Genomic DNA, 13,967 nt, shown 5'->3' on the forward strand with positions numbered 1-13,967 from the left:
CTCCTTATCTTAACATCATTTGCAATGCTTTCTTAATATATTGCTCGGTCGTCATATCTTCAGCCTGCAATTTCTTGGCAACCTTTTGGACTTCCTTTTCAGAATAACCAAGAGCCTTCAATGCAAGAACGGCTTCATCCAATTCCTCTGTATAACCATTTGGACTTAGTGCAGCCGTGACGCCTTCGTTAAACAAGCTTGGAAACGCATCCGGAATTATATTCTCAAGTTTCCCTTTTAAATCGAGGATCATTTGCCTTGCCGTTTTCTTTCCGACTCCCGGGAATTTCACCAAAAACGATTCATCTTCATTTTCGATTGCCTGCACCACCTGATCAACCTGGCCTGATGCCAATATGGCTAGAGCACCCTTCGGCCCGATTCCGGTTACATTCAATAATTTTGTGAATAACGCCTTTTCTTGACGAGTCTGGAATCCATATAATGCTGCCATATCCTCACGAACATAATGATATAGGTAAACTTGAATTTCTTTCTGGTATTGAGCGGAAAAAATAAAAGGATTCGGCGTCATCACTTGATATCCGATCCCCCCATTTTCCACAACTATGTATTCAGGCCCAATATAATCGACCTTGCCTTTTATATAATCATACAAATTAATTCTCTCCCTGATTTTGCTGTACCTCTCATTTTATCATAAAAAGGGGGTGTTGTTCATTAAAAGTTATTTCATAGTCTGCAAAGTCCTTTCACATTACTTCCGGTGTCATTATCATCCATAAAACAATGTTAATTGGAATGGGTATGCGAGACTCCTGCCGGAAATACGCGTCCAAGCGAGACCCCACAGGCAGAAAGGCTCCGAGGACGGACCGCCCGCAGAAAAGCGAGTGCCTGCAGTCGAAATCAACAGTTAAATTGTAAATATAAAAAACTGTAGACAAACTCCATTATTATCGAGTTTATCTACAGTCTGAAGGATCGGATATCATCCCACCCTAGTTTACCGAATATGGCTCATATTCTTTAATAAGCTGTTTATATTGGTCTTTATTCATGATCGGAATCCCTTTTTGCAGTTCCTCCTGCTTGTATGCTTCTAGTTTACCAACGTCTATTTGGTAGAAAGTATGAATGATCTTGGCATGCTCAGGCCTTCCGATAAAAATGGATAACGTACCATCTTCCCTCATACCAAGGTAACCGTTCGCTTTTAAGAGCGGAGATATGTCATTTTCAATTTTCTTCATGACAATCTGCTCTTCATTTTGATCGACTACTTTCCATCCTTCATATTTTGACCAAAAGTCCTCCATCGACCAAATGGTTTCTGTCAATTTCTCTTCACTTAACTCGCCATCCAGATACATACGCTGAAGAATGACCTTCCTCTCAATTGGATCATTTTCCTTTTGAACGGTTTCTTCGGCAAAAACGGTTAAGCAAAATGGCAATATGAAAAGCGTCATGAAAAATTGGATTCTGAGTTGATTAATCAATATACTCACCTCTTAAGGCGTTTACTTTTTATGTAGTTTGACCCAAATAAGGATTATTAACCAGAAAAAAATCAAAAAGAGCTGACTCCATATCGGGTCAGCTCACTAATTATTTCAAGTGATTTTCGTGAATGTTAAGGTTATCGAACATGTCATTGGCATCTAAAATGATCATTTCCCTCGTGTCGCCATCCCGAAGATTGTTATCAAGTGTCATCGTCCTGAAATAGACACCTTCATCTGTGGTGACATATAGGGTACGGCCATTGGTAAGCGGTCCGATTTCCTTCTTGATTCTTTCTTTAACATCTTTTGCTTGGCTGTAGTCATCAAGCAGCAAGGCTACCAGCATTTCGTCTTTCATTATGATCGTCCTGGTATCGATGACCGGCTCCACTTTATTGGCGACACCATTGACTTTGTCGGCTAAAGCGCCTTCATAAGAATTATAATAAGATGATCGCGCCTTAAGCGGTTTACTCTCATGTCCATGGTAGTTACGGTCACTCTTACTGTACGCATCATCTTTATTGTATAAACCTTGCACCATATTCTCATAATTGATGTTGCGTACCAATGCATCTTTTTCATGGTATCCTGTATCATTCGTGATATTTTCATTTTCCGCTGTATCATTATTAGCACATCCAACCAAACTGACGGCGGCCAATACCGTACAAAGCGGCTGTGCCCATTTTATTTTCTGCACCAATAACCCTCCCATTGCAATTGAATGAGCTATATTCCGCTCATAATTAGCATGGGTGTCGAACGGGAAATGTACTCTGTAAGATACGGCCAAAAAACCGTTTTAATTCCTATTAAGGGAAGAAATCCTTTTTGCCAATTTTTCATTCATCGCCATCCGCTCCGAAAAACCTTCCACGGACATTTTCCAGACCGAATGAAGCTGGGAAGAACTTTTATTAAGGCGATTCCATTCACGGAAAATATCGGTAGGATAAGTTAAAGCATATAAAAAGGCCGGGTCTGACTGATACCTTTGCAATTGCGGCACTTCCCACAGATCGGTGGCCGCATCTTCCAAATGATGCGATATTCGATTTGCATACTGTAAATAATCAATGCACCTCGGGGCATTTGCCATTAAGTCAAAATCGATTAAAGTCAAAGTGCCGTCCGCTCTCCGTAAGAAATTATGGTGGGCACAATCACCATGAATGATTACTTTCTTTTCCTTATTCCATGAAGACTGATTTTTATCAAACCCCTCTAGCGCCCACTCACCCCATCTAATCCATTCCTTGATAATATCTTCGGAAACATATTGGCGAACATAAGAAAAGTTCTTTTTAAAAAGTGATAAACGTTCTTTCCACTTTTTTGATTGATTGAACACAGGCGCGTTAATGGAGAGATGTTCCGACACATCATGGAAGCTTTCCAGTAACTTAATTCCCTCTAAACGGTCCTTATGGTTGGAATATCTGAATTTTTTCTTACTCGGCGGAAAATAGTCCATAGTCCCATACCATTTTCCTTTAAATTCAAAGGGCATTAAATTCTGATGAATATAATACGTTTGATGAAAACCCTTTTGTTTTAACAATGAAGTCAATTCTCTTTGACGATCCCACTTTTCAAAGCTGTCAAATCCTTTAAGGATCATTGAATAACCCTTTTCAAAAGTTATTAAATAGACACTGCTTTGAATATGGTGGACATTCTTTGGCTTACGATTTAAATAAGAGAAGAGACGAGTGTTAAAAACACTGTCTCCTTGATAATTAGTAGTCATCGCTTTCATCTACATATGTCGGTATCCCAAATGTTTCAGGCGCACGAACGCCCCCGAATTGGCCTGGCTGGCCACCCATTTGTCCAGGTAACATAGCTTCAGGTTGCCCCCCTAGCTGACCGCGCATCATGTCCGGCTGACCACCAAATTGTCTAGGCATCATTCCCGGCTGGCCTCCGTTTTGATCGCCCATCATCCACGGCTGACTTCCATTTTGACGGCCCATCCACGGCGGACCTCCGGTTTGACCGCCCATCATCATACCTGGCTGGCCTCCGTTTTGGCCGCCCATCATCATGCCTGGCTGGCCTCCATTTTGACCGCCCATCATCATGCCTGGCTGGCCTCCATTTTGACCGCCCATCATCATCCCCGGCTGGCCTCCGTTTTGGCCGCCCATCATCATGCCCGGCTGGCCTCCGTTTTGACCGCCCATCATCATGCCGGGTAGGCCTCCGTTTTGACCGCCCATCATGCCCGGCTGGCCTCCGTTTTGACCGCCCATCATACCTGGCTGGCCTCCATTTTGACCGCCCATCATACCTGGCTGGCCTCCATTTTGACCGCCCATCATCATGCCGGGTAGGCCTCCATTTTGACCGCCCATCATCATGTCTGGCTGACCACCGTTTTGGCTGCCCATCATCATGCCGGGCTGGCCTCCGTTTTGACCGCCCATCATCATGCCGGGTAGGCCTCCATTTTGACCGCCCATCATCATGCCTGGCTGGCCTCCGTTTTGACCGCCCATCATCATGCCGGGTAGGCCTCCATTTTGACCGCCCATCATCATACCTGGCTGGCCTCCATTTTGACCGCCCATCATCATACCTGGCTGGCCTCCATTTTGACCGCCCATCATGAATGGAGGACCTCCTATTTGAATCTCTTTTATGCCTGGCTGACCTCCGTTTTGACCACCCATGCCTGGCTGGCCTCCGTTTTGGCCGCCCATCATCATGCCTGGCTGGCTTCCGTTTTGACCGCCCATCATCATGTCTGGCTGGCCTCCGTTTTGACCGCCCATCATCATGTCCGGCTGGCCTCCGTTTTGACCGCCCATCATCATGTCTGGCTGGTCTCCGTTTTGACCGCCCATCATCATGTCTGGCTGGCCTCCGTTTTGGCCGCCCATCATCATGTCTGGCTGGCCTCCGTTTTGATCGCCCATCATCATGCCTGGCTGGCCTCCGTTTTCGCCGCCCATCATCATGTCCGGCTGGCCTCCGTTTTGACCGCCCATCATCATGTCCGGCTGGCCTCCGTTTTGACCGCCAATCATCATGTCCGGCTGGCCTCCGTTTTGACCGCCCATCATCATGTCTGGCTGGCCTCCGTTTTGGCCGCCCATCATCATGAATCCTTCATATTGAGCCGATTCTACTGACTCTTCTTCATATTGTTGCATCTCTTTCTCCATTTGAGACTCTTTAGGTGACATCCCTTGGTATGGGGCCTGTTGCTGCTGTGACTGAACGGATTGATATTGGTGATAATCTGGATTGTGATGTGCATTGGCATCCATTTTTTGGTTTCCTTGATACTGCCCTTTCACATCCGGCCCATAAGTTCCAAGTAACCCCTTATTACAGCCGCAATCTTCCTCTTCCTCACCTGCAGCCTGGTTATACTGCTGAGGTAAGTTATAGTTATTGTTGTTGTATGAAGATGGCGATTCGCCTGGTGACTCATAATCTTGCTGCATATATGAACCTGCTACTTGAGCTTGTTGATTCATCCCTCCATAGTAATGGTGCGGAACCGGTGCGGAGGCTTGATATGGATATTGTTGCTGGCTTGGTATATTCATGCTCGCCCCTTGGACGAATCCTTGATCCATCATGTACATGTCAGAAGATTCTCCCCAAACATCAGAGCTCTCTTCCATCATTTGATAACCATGTACTTCCGGAGCCGCCTGATACCCTGGAACTCCTTGATATGGGGCTTGCATATGCATCTGCGCCCACGGTGGCGGCTGAATGCAATAACCACTTCCGGGCAAAATTGGTGTTACTGGAATACAATCATCCACCGGCTCACTGTATTCCTGTGCTGGCTGTACAGCTGGCTTTTTCTTCTTCTTTTTAGTGACTGCCGGCTCTTCTTTTTTCTTTGGTAAAGGTGGTGGTGCAGGAGGCTTTTGCACACTCATATTGGTCATGTTGACCATATAATAATTATTGATATCGATTTCCGGAATCACCGGCATGGGCACCGGAACTTCTTTTGGAACGATTTTTTGCTTTTCTTTAATGATTGGCTTTGGCTGAACGATCTGCTGCTCTTTCTTGACAGGTTGTTCCTTCACTGGTTGTTGAACGATTGGTTGCTCTTTTATCGGCTGTTGATATTTCGGCTGTTCTTTTACCGGCTGCTGATATTTCGGCTGTTCTTTTACCGGCTGCTGAAATTTCGGCTGCTCTTTTACCGGCTGTTGAAATTTCGGCTGTTCTTTTATCGGCTGCTGAAATTTCGGCTGTTCTTTTACCGGCTGTTGAAACATCGGCTGTTCTTTAACAGCCGGTTTTTGCATAATTGGCTGCTCTTTTATAGGCGCTGGCTGAGCCTGGTACGGTTGAATTTGGGATTCTTTAATTCCCGGTTGAATATTCACGTTTGGTTTAGCCGTTTCTTTTATTACAGCTCCGGATGTCCCTGGTATTTTAATTTTCATTCCGGGCATCATCATATCCGGGTTGCTCAATTGCGCGTTAACTTTTTTAAGTTCTTCAAAACTGACGCCGTATTTTTTGGCGAGTTTCCAAAGTGTATCGCCTTTTTGGACTATATGAATTTTCACGCTGTTAACCCCTCCTGTGCATATGTCCATATATTCTATGAAGCAGTGGGTGAATTGCTATTATTTTTATCATGAAAACTTATGCTTGAAAAATGACATTTATGATTGGATCAATGATTTAGGGAAATGGAAGGTACTTTTTTGGAGAGGAACTAAATGATATGACATCTTCAAAATGGAAATTTAATTGGGACCATTGCCTTCATTCTAAAAAAAGGAGGCAATGGCTTTTAGGTTTGAAGCCATCATGTTATGAAACGCTTCTTTCAAACTTCTGTCTAAACTCAGGGAAATCAGGGTATAAGAAAGTAAATGACCTAAGGCTTTGTCTTCAGGTACTTATCTTACATCCCTGGGGGGAATAATAATGAAATGGAAAGGTAGACAGGGCAGCTCGAACGTCGAGGACAGAAGAGGCATGAGCGGAAAAGGCATGGCCGGAATCGGCGGAGGAATCGGATTGGTAATTGTCTTGATCGTGACGCTCCTTGGCGGTAATCCTAGCGAATTGCTAGGCAGTTTGAATTCTACTGAATCGAACAATGGCAGCACTTATGTCGAGACTGATGAAGAGAAGGAACTTGCGCAGTTCGTATCTGTCGTCCTTGCAGAAACGGAGCAGGTCTGGACAGAAGAATTCCGAAAAAATGGACTGGAATATAAGAAACCGAACCTTGTCCTGTATTCAGGCAGTGTCGAATCGGCATGCGGAATGGCAGCTTCTTCCGTAGGGCCATTTTATTGTCCGGGTGACATGAAACTATATATTGATCTCAGCTTTTATCAAGAGTTGAAGCAAGAGTTCCAGGCACCTGGTGATTTCGCCATGGCCTATGTTATTGCCCACGAAGTCGGACATCACGTTCAGACACTTTTAGGGACAACGGAAAAGGAAATGCCCGATCGTTCACAGGTCAGCGAGACTGAATATAATAGGTATTCTGTCCGTCTTGAACTACAGGCCGATTATTTGGCTGGAGTTTGGGCACATCATGTCCAAGGAGAGAATTTGCTTGAAAAAGGCGATCTTGAGGAGGCCTTGAATGCAGCAAGTGGTGTGGGGGATGACCGTATCCAAGAAAAGGCGCAGGGGTATGCGGTTCCGGACAGCTTCACGCACGGTACATCCGAACAGAGAAAACGGTGGTTCAATAAAGGTTTTAAATCCGGGGATATGAATGAAGGCAATACTTTTAAAGCGAGTAACCTTTAAAAGTTCTTACCTGTTTAGATTAAAAGAAAAAGGGGGGCTTATCCCCCCTTCAGATTGTAGACAAATTCGAAGAAAAGCGAGTTTGTCTACTTTTTTATGTTAAAAATTGCAGTTGATTTCAGAAATCCGCTCCCTTTCCGCCGACTGTCTGCCAAGCGTCTGTAGGGTCTAGGCTAGTCAGTTATTCGGCAGGAGTGTCGCAAATTTCTTCAATCCTGTGAGGTTCAGCTAAAACAGTAAAAATACATGGATTACTCGGTCTTGTTTTAAAGTCATGGCAATAATTCTTTGATAAGATTGTAATAGGGATACGGGATAAGACCATTCCAATCCACCTCAAGCGGACAAACTCAAAGGGGTATTGCCCCTCTTTTTCTTATGATCCAAAGTCTTTTTAGTAAGCACTGACTCAAACGCGTTCCAGCATTCTGTTTAAAGCCAGGATTGCATTATCCGCAATGTTCTTCTCCACTTTGATCGGATTGATGATTATACCTTCTTCAATGGATTCAAGCGCCCACAGCAGGTGAGGCAGATCAATTCGGTTCATCGTAAGACATGGACACATATTCGGATTTAACGAGATGATGTTCTTGTCAGGATTATTGGCGATAAGTCGCTTGACAAGGTTCATTTCCGTTCCGATTGCCCAGGAACTGCCTGGTTCGGCTCTTTCGATCATATTGATGATGTACGATGTCGAACCCGCATAATCTGAAAGGGCGACTACCTCACGGCGGCATTCGGGATGAACGATGATATTCATTTCAGGCTGCTCCGCTCGAAGCGTTTCAATATTAGTTGTGGTGAAATTTTCATGGACTGAACAATGTCCTTTCCAAAGAAGTACCTTCAGATCTTCGAGCTCCCCTTCATAAATCAATTCATCCTTATGCGGATCCCAGACAGCCATTTCAGTCAATGAGATGCCAAGGTCAAAGGCTGTATTCCTACCAAGATGCTGATCGGGAAGAAAAAGGATCCTTTCCTTTTGCGAAAGTGCCCACGAGACCATCCCTTGTGCATTGGAAGAAGTCACTGTCGCCCCGCCATTTTTACCTACAAATGCTTTGATGGCCGCGGTGGAATTAACATAAGTTAGCGGAAGGATCGTATCGCCAAATAAATCCTGAAGCTTTGTCCAAGCCCGTTCCGTTTGTTCAATATCCGCCATATCCGCCATGGAGCAGCCTGCACGCATGTCAGGAAGGATAACCGTCTGCCCTTCTTCCGTCAAAATATCAGCTGTTTCAGCCATGAAATGCACACCGCAAAACACGATATAATCCGCTTCGCGATTTTGCGCTGAAAGCTGAGCCAATTGAAGTGAATCTCCCGTTGAATCCGAAAATTGAATGACTTCCTCCCGTTGATAATGATGACCTGGGATATAAAGGCGGTTCCCCAGTCGTTCCTTAATGTCCCGGACCCGATTCTCCATCTCTTCCTTTGTCATCGTTTTATACGTTTCAGGCAATGCATTTCCTGCTGTTTTAGCCATTTCCAATATGTTCATTTCAATATCCCCTCACATTCTTTGACCTTTGCGCTAATATCAAGTGCCCTTACACTGTGGGTCAAGCTGCCCAACGAAATATAATCTACCCCTGTTTCCCGATATGAGGCTAGATTGTCTAAATTGATCCCTCCAGAAGCTTCAGTTATGACGTGGGCGGGAACCAATTTAATCAGTTGCTTGATTTCTTCTGGGCTTCGATTATCGAACATGATGATATCTGCACCGGCTTCCACTGCTTCAAGCACCTGTTGTGGTGATTCCGTTTCCACTTCCACTTTAGTGGTATGTCCCAGTTTGGATTTTACCGTTTGAACCGCTTTCGTTATGGACCCAGCGAAAGAAATATGGTTGTCCTTTATCATGACTGCATCATACAGACCATTTCTGTGATTGTATGCCCCGCCGGAACGGACCGCATACTTTTCAAGCATCCGCAGACCAGGTGTAGTTTTCCTCGTATCACAAGCTCTCGTCTTCGTCCCCGCTAAAATCATGGCAGCTTTATTAGCCTGTGTAGCAATGCCGGACATACGCTGCACCAAATTCAAAACGACCCGTTCCCCTTTTAAAAGAGATGCCATATCGCCGGTCATTCTTGCAAGCTGCTGTCCTTCTTCAAAGACTTCGCCATCTTGAACAAAAAGGAAAACCTCGATTTGCTCATCCAATAATGCAAATCCCGTCTTGATGACGTCCCCTCCACTAAAGACCCCGCCTTCTTTTGCGATGAATGTCAAAGTCCCTTGTTCACCTTGATCGAAAATCGTATCACTCGTTACATCGCATTCCCCTATATCTTCCAATAAAAATTGTTGCAGCATCTGCTTAAGCTTCAATATATTCATATAGTCGTCTCCCTTTCACTCGGTTTTTCACATCTGTGCAAGCAAGGATAACCGAATTTTCAAGCCATTTGGCGTCATCTTCGCTTGGATAGTCACTGCGGAAATGACCGCCCCTGCTTTCCGTTCTGGTCAATGCGGATTCGGCAATCAGCCACGCCACTATCATGGCATTTATTTTCGTTATTTCTTCTATCTTTAATTCCGTTACTTCCAAATGCAGCAATTTTTCGATATCAAATGTCTCAAGATAATCCTTCAGTCGAGTTAATCCCGCTTCATCTCGAACGATTCCCGCTTCGTTCATTAATTTTTCCTGCAATGTCGTGAGATCAGGTAAAAAGGTAACTGGACTTGAACTCTTGGACTGCTCTTTTTCTTCCGGTATCGTCCTTGCCGGCACTTTAGCAAGGAAACGGCCAAGTGTATTTCCAAAAACCAGCCCTTCGAGAAGTGAATTGCTTGCCAATCGGTTTGCACCATGTACACCCGTGCACGCTACTTCACCAACAGCAAACAAAGAAGGAACTGAGGTCTGCCCGAATTCATCCACTTCAATTCCTCCCATTAGAAAATGGTTTCCAGGTGCAACGGGGATTTTCCCCGATTGAAGGTCCAGCCCGCTTTTTTCACATAATGAGCTCACTGTCGGAAAACGAATCTTAAAATCCTTAATCATCGAAATATCCAAAAATACCTTTTCACCGCGCTGCAAATAGGAAAAAATCGTTTGTGCCACAATATGCCTTGGAGCTAGATCCTTCAAGCTATGGACATCCTCCATGATCGGCCTTCCCATTTCCGTCACTAATCTCGCACCATCCCCGCGGACCGCTTCTGAAACCAGCCCTTGCGCTTTGCCATTTACAAAAAGCAGGGTCGGATGAAACTGAATGAATTCCATGTCACGAACTTTTGCCCCAGCCTTGAATGCAAGTGCAATTCCATCACCTGATACCGTTTGTGAATTTGAAGTGAAATGGTATAGGGAACCACAGCCGCCTGTAGCCAAAACCGTCTGTTCAGCATGATAGGCAGCAAGATCACCTGCCTTATCAAGTGTTTTGACCCCTATGCAGGAATCATCTTTCCCGATGATCAACTCCACTGCAGCAACATTCTCCAGCACAGTAATCGATGATTTTTTCAAGCACCCTATAAGATGTTCCATCATGTACTTCCCGGTAGCATCTCCGTGACTATGGAGGATTCTTCGTTCACTGTGGGCGCCCTCCATGCCAAGCAATAGTGTTCCGTCATGATCATGGTCAAATCGCATACCCGATTCAATAAGATCAGCTATTACCGAAGGTGCCTCTTCGACGAGTTTTTCCACTGCCTTCACCTTGTTATATCGCTGACCAGCCGCCAGCGTATCTTTTTTATGTAAGGATACTCTGTCACGATCAGATATTGCAGCAGCAATCCCGCCCTGAGCTAAATAAGAATTGCCATGACGGATATTTGATTTTGTGATGAGTATCACATGCTTATGTTCACTTGCTTCCAATGCCGTTTTCAAGGCAGCAATACCGCTGCCTATCACGATGATTTCCGCTTTTACCATTATTTCATTCCTCCTGTTTATGACAGGTGTCTTGACAACTATATTTACATACTATTAAACTATTATCAAGAAGTTTTTTAAGATTAAAGGATGGAAGTGATTTCTTGATTTATTTGGATTATGCCGCTACAACTCCGATTGATGAGGAGGCTCTCGACGTATTCAGCCAAGCATCCCGGAAGTTTTTCGGGAATGCGAGCAGTTTGCATGATATTGGCTCTGAGGCGGCACGTTTATTGGATATGTCACGACAGCAACTCGCAGAAATGCTGAACATAAAAAAGGAAGGAATCATCTTTACGAGCGGCGGATCAGAAAGCAACATGCTTGCCATAGATACATTCATCGCTTCGAAACCATCCTGGCAGAACCACTTGATCGTAAGCCGAACTGAACATGCATCTCTTGCCAACTTCGTGACAAAGCTTGAACAAGATGGCTTCGAGGTTACTTATTTACGGCATTTGGAAGATGGCCGTGTTGATATTGAACATCTCCAGGAATGTATGTCGGAGAAAACATGCTTGGTCATTGTCCAGCATGTGAATTCGGAAATCGGGGTCATTCAACCCATTGAGCAAATAAGTGAAATCGTTCGTAAACACCAGGCCTTTTTTCATGTGGATTGTGTCCAATCATTTGCTAAATTACCGCTTGGCAAGATAGCTGCCTCATGTGATGGACTATCCGTTTCCAGTCATAAGATTTATGGTCCAAAAGGGACTGGGGCCGTCATTTTCCCGGCCATCCATCAGTTGAAGGCTTCGGTCCCGAATATCACTCATGAATATGGTTTCCGACCAGGAACAGTGGACGTCCCCGGAATAGCTTCCTTTGTAACCGCTGCTAAGAAATTGGGGGATATCATGGAAGATGAACGAAAACGGATTTCCACACTTAGGATGCAATTGATCCAACGGCTAACGGATTTGAAAATCGATTTTCAAATCATCGAAGCAAAAAACGAGCAATTGCCTCACATTCTGGCGCTGACCTTCGCTGGATTGCAAGGACAGTACATCATGCTGGAATTAAACCAGAAAGGATTCGCCGTTTCGACGGGAAGCGCCTGTCAAATCGGTAAACAGGATCCTTCAAAAACGATGATGGCCATTGGGAAAAGCGAAGATGAAGCCCATCAATTCGTCCGCTTTTCCTTTGGCAAATACACGACGGCCGACGACATTCACAAGTTGGCGGACTGCATCAAAGGAATAGCTGCCATTCGATAAAATCCTCCAATCTGTGTTAGAATGTTTGTAATTAAAGAGGTGAATGTTTATGGAAAGAAAGAAATTACTCGGGGAAGAAAGACGGACGAAACTCTTACATTTATTGCAAACAAGCGCGGAGCCTGTAACAGGCAGCGAGCTTTCGCAGATAACGAATGTAAGCCGGCAGGTTATCGTTGGTGACATAACCCTCCTGAAAGCGCGGAATGAGCCTATCATTGCGACGAGCCAAGGCTATCTGTACTTACAAACGGGGAGCACGCAAAAGCCGGAACGGATCATTGCTTGCCAACATGATCCTTCCCGGACCCAAGAAGAGCTATATTTACTCGTGGATATCGGCATCACGGTGAAAGATGTCAAAATCGAGCACCCCGTATACGGTGACCTAACTGCTTCCATCATGGTCAGCAGCCGTAAGGAAGTCCAGCAATTCCTTTCAAGGGTGACGGCAACGAATGCATCTTTTTTATCGGAGCTAACGAGCGGCATCCATCTCCATACACTGAGCGCATCATCTGAAGAACTGCTCGACGAAGCGGAGTGTGCTTTGAGGGATGCCGGCATTTTAGTCGATTGAATGAACGAAAAAACCTCAAAAGCCATATCTTTTGAGGTTTTTTTTATGGGCCTTATGTTCACTCATCATTGGAATTGCTTTCATTTGAGCTGCCATCCCCGGAGTTTTCATCTTCGTTACTTCTTAACTGCCCGATAAGACTAATGACGGAACCGACCGCCTGTACCCAGCCTCCCATCACTTGGATTGATTCAGCATCAGATGGCTTCTCTTCCAAATAAGGATATTGATATTTTTGCAGTTCCTGCTCCTTATCTTGTTCTTCTTGCTCTTGATCCTTATCTTGGTCTTTTTCTAGAATGCTATTTTTAAGTTCGGCAATTCCACCTATCGCTTGCATCGAATTCCCAATCGCCTGCAACAAATTTCCCGTAGCATTGAAGGCCTGCTCCGGTTCATCCGGATTTTCGTATGCCCCCGCCAAAGCGGTGCCTCCGCCCAACGCTTGAATCAGATTACCTTTGATGATTAATTCCTGTTTCGTTATTTCATCAAAATCAATGACTAGGCCTAAGATAACGGTCGAATTCCCGATTGCCTGTATTATATTACCGAATTTATCCAGTGACCAGGTTTCTTCCGCATCAGCCAATAAGGCATTACCTGTTGCTTGAAGTTCATTTCCAATCAAATCCAAGTTCGTACGAAATTCTTCGTCCAAGACTTTGGATGGTGTACCAGCAACAGCAGAAATGACGGTTCCTATCGCTTGAGTCCAAGAACCGAAAGTTTCTTTGAATTGACTATCCATCTCTGCTGACCACCACCCTCTCTCTGCATTTTTGATTAAAAAGGTGCATCCACTGAATCAGTCATCAAGGTATGTATTACTGCTCCTATTTCCACATGTGGCCTACCGGGATTTACTTATTGTATTTGCTTTCATCACAATCGGTGTTTGTTTTTCATCCAAAATCATGCTGCCTACTTTTATATATTTCATAAAATGCACGCCAAGGGAATACAAAACCTTCGCAAAAAAATGCCCC

Annotated in this window: 12 protein-coding genes; 3 read left to right on the plus strand and 9 right to left on the minus strand. The window is 44.6% G+C overall.

Annotated elements, in window-relative coordinates:
• Window positions 1-4: 4 nt before the first annotated feature.
• The 5 genes from ruvA to safA form a co-directional block, all read right to left on the minus strand.
• Window positions 5-619 (minus strand): Holliday junction branch migration protein RuvA, encoded by a 615-nt coding sequence (gene ruvA / locus ACIROD_RS05915; RefSeq protein ID WP_101222771.1) that lies wholly within the window; start codon window positions 617-619, stop codon window positions 5-7.
• A gap of 343 nt (window positions 620-962) precedes the next feature.
• Window positions 963-1,463, minus strand: coding sequence for an intercompartmental signaling factor BofC (locus ACIROD_RS05920; RefSeq protein ID WP_230176806.1), 501 nt, complete (start codon window positions 1,461-1,463; stop codon window positions 963-965).
• A 109-nt stretch (window positions 1,464-1,572) separates the two neighbouring features.
• Entirely contained in the window at window positions 1,573-2,172 is a 600-nt protein-coding gene (locus tag ACIROD_RS05925) for a YhcN/YlaJ family sporulation lipoprotein (protein WP_157831014.1), read from the minus strand.
• A gap of 102 nt (window positions 2,173-2,274) precedes the next feature.
• Complete coding sequence (locus tag ACIROD_RS05930) at window positions 2,275-3,222, minus strand: phosphotransferase (RefSeq protein WP_402938712.1); 948 nt, start codon at window positions 3,220-3,222, stop codon at window positions 2,275-2,277.
• Window positions 3,212-6,025: a SafA/ExsA family spore coat assembly protein gene (gene safA / locus ACIROD_RS05935; protein WP_402938714.1), complete on the minus strand. Its 2,814-nt coding sequence runs from the start codon at window positions 6,023-6,025 to the stop codon at window positions 3,212-3,214. Before safA ends, ACIROD_RS05930 begins: the two co-directional genes overlap by 11 nt.
• A gap of 367 nt (window positions 6,026-6,392) precedes the next feature.
• Here safA and ypfJ point away from each other — a divergent pair, with 367 nt between their 5' ends.
• Window positions 6,393-7,238, plus strand: coding sequence for a KPN_02809 family neutral zinc metallopeptidase (gene ypfJ, locus ACIROD_RS05940; protein WP_402938717.1), 846 nt, complete (start codon window positions 6,393-6,395; stop codon window positions 7,236-7,238).
• Between the two features lie 409 nt (window positions 7,239-7,647).
• Here the strand turns inward: ypfJ and nadA are convergent, their stop codons facing one another.
• From nadA to nadB, 3 genes are read right to left on the minus strand one after another with little or no spacing between them, the layout of a single operon-like run.
• Window positions 7,648-8,754, minus strand: a complete 1,107-nt coding sequence (gene nadA / locus ACIROD_RS05945; protein ID WP_101222776.1) for a quinolinate synthase NadA — start codon at window positions 8,752-8,754, stop codon at window positions 7,648-7,650.
• Entirely contained in the window at window positions 8,751-9,602 is an 852-nt protein-coding gene (nadC, locus tag ACIROD_RS05950) for a carboxylating nicotinate-nucleotide diphosphorylase (protein ID WP_101222777.1), read from the minus strand. The genes nadA and nadC overlap by 4 nt, the downstream gene beginning before the upstream one ends.
• A complete protein-coding gene (gene nadB / locus ACIROD_RS05955) occupies window positions 9,583-11,166 on the minus strand; it encodes an L-aspartate oxidase (protein WP_402938721.1) in 1,584 nt (527 codons plus the stop codon). Before nadB ends, nadC begins: the two co-directional genes overlap by 20 nt.
• A 104-nt stretch (window positions 11,167-11,270) precedes the next feature.
• Here nadB and ACIROD_RS05960 point away from each other — a divergent pair, with 104 nt between their 5' ends.
• Both ACIROD_RS05960 and ACIROD_RS05965 read left to right on the plus strand, forming a co-directional pair.
• Window positions 11,271-12,398: an IscS subfamily cysteine desulfurase gene (locus ACIROD_RS05960; RefSeq protein ID WP_402938724.1), complete on the plus strand. Its 1,128-nt coding sequence runs from the start codon at window positions 11,271-11,273 to the stop codon at window positions 12,396-12,398.
• Between the two features lie 49 nt (window positions 12,399-12,447).
• A complete protein-coding gene (locus ACIROD_RS05965) occupies window positions 12,448-12,978 on the plus strand; it encodes a transcription repressor NadR (protein ID WP_101222780.1) in 531 nt (176 codons plus the stop codon).
• Between the two features lie 58 nt (window positions 12,979-13,036).
• Here the strand turns inward: ACIROD_RS05965 and ACIROD_RS05970 are convergent, their stop codons facing one another.
• Window positions 13,037-13,729: a DUF6944 family repetitive protein gene (locus ACIROD_RS05970; protein WP_230176800.1), complete on the minus strand. Its 693-nt coding sequence runs from the start codon at window positions 13,727-13,729 to the stop codon at window positions 13,037-13,039.
• Between the last annotated feature and the right edge of the window lie 238 nt (window positions 13,730-13,967).

The organism is Peribacillus sp. NPDC101481 (genome assembly GCF_044767165.1).
Lineage (GTDB): Bacteria > Bacillota > Bacilli > Bacillales > DSM-1321 > Peribacillus.

What these genes read in the sequence shown, in the direction of transcription:
- nadA (WP_101222776.1), bottom strand. Translation starts at nt 8,754, where the DNA reads ATGAACATATTGGAAATGGCTAAAACAGCAGGAAATGCATTGCCTGAA.
- ACIROD_RS05970 (WP_230176800.1), bottom strand. Translation starts at nt 13,729, where the DNA reads ATGGATAGTCAATTCAAAGAAACTTTCGGTTCTTGGACTCAAGCGATA.
- nadB (WP_402938721.1), bottom strand. Translation starts at nt 11,166, where the DNA reads ATGGTAAAAGCGGAAATCATCGTGATAGGCAGCGGTATTGCTGCCTTG.
- ACIROD_RS05930 (WP_402938712.1), bottom strand. Translation starts at nt 3,222, where the DNA reads ATGACTACTAATTATCAAGGAGACAGTGTTTTTAACACTCGTCTCTTC.
- ypfJ (WP_402938717.1), top strand. Translation starts at nt 6,393, where the DNA reads ATGAAATGGAAAGGTAGACAGGGCAGCTCGAACGTCGAGGACAGAAGA.
- ACIROD_RS05965 (WP_101222780.1), top strand. Translation starts at nt 12,448, where the DNA reads ATGGAAAGAAAGAAATTACTCGGGGAAGAAAGACGGACGAAACTCTTA.
- nadC (WP_101222777.1), bottom strand. Translation starts at nt 9,602, where the DNA reads ATGAATATATTGAAGCTTAAGCAGATGCTGCAACAATTTTTATTGGAA.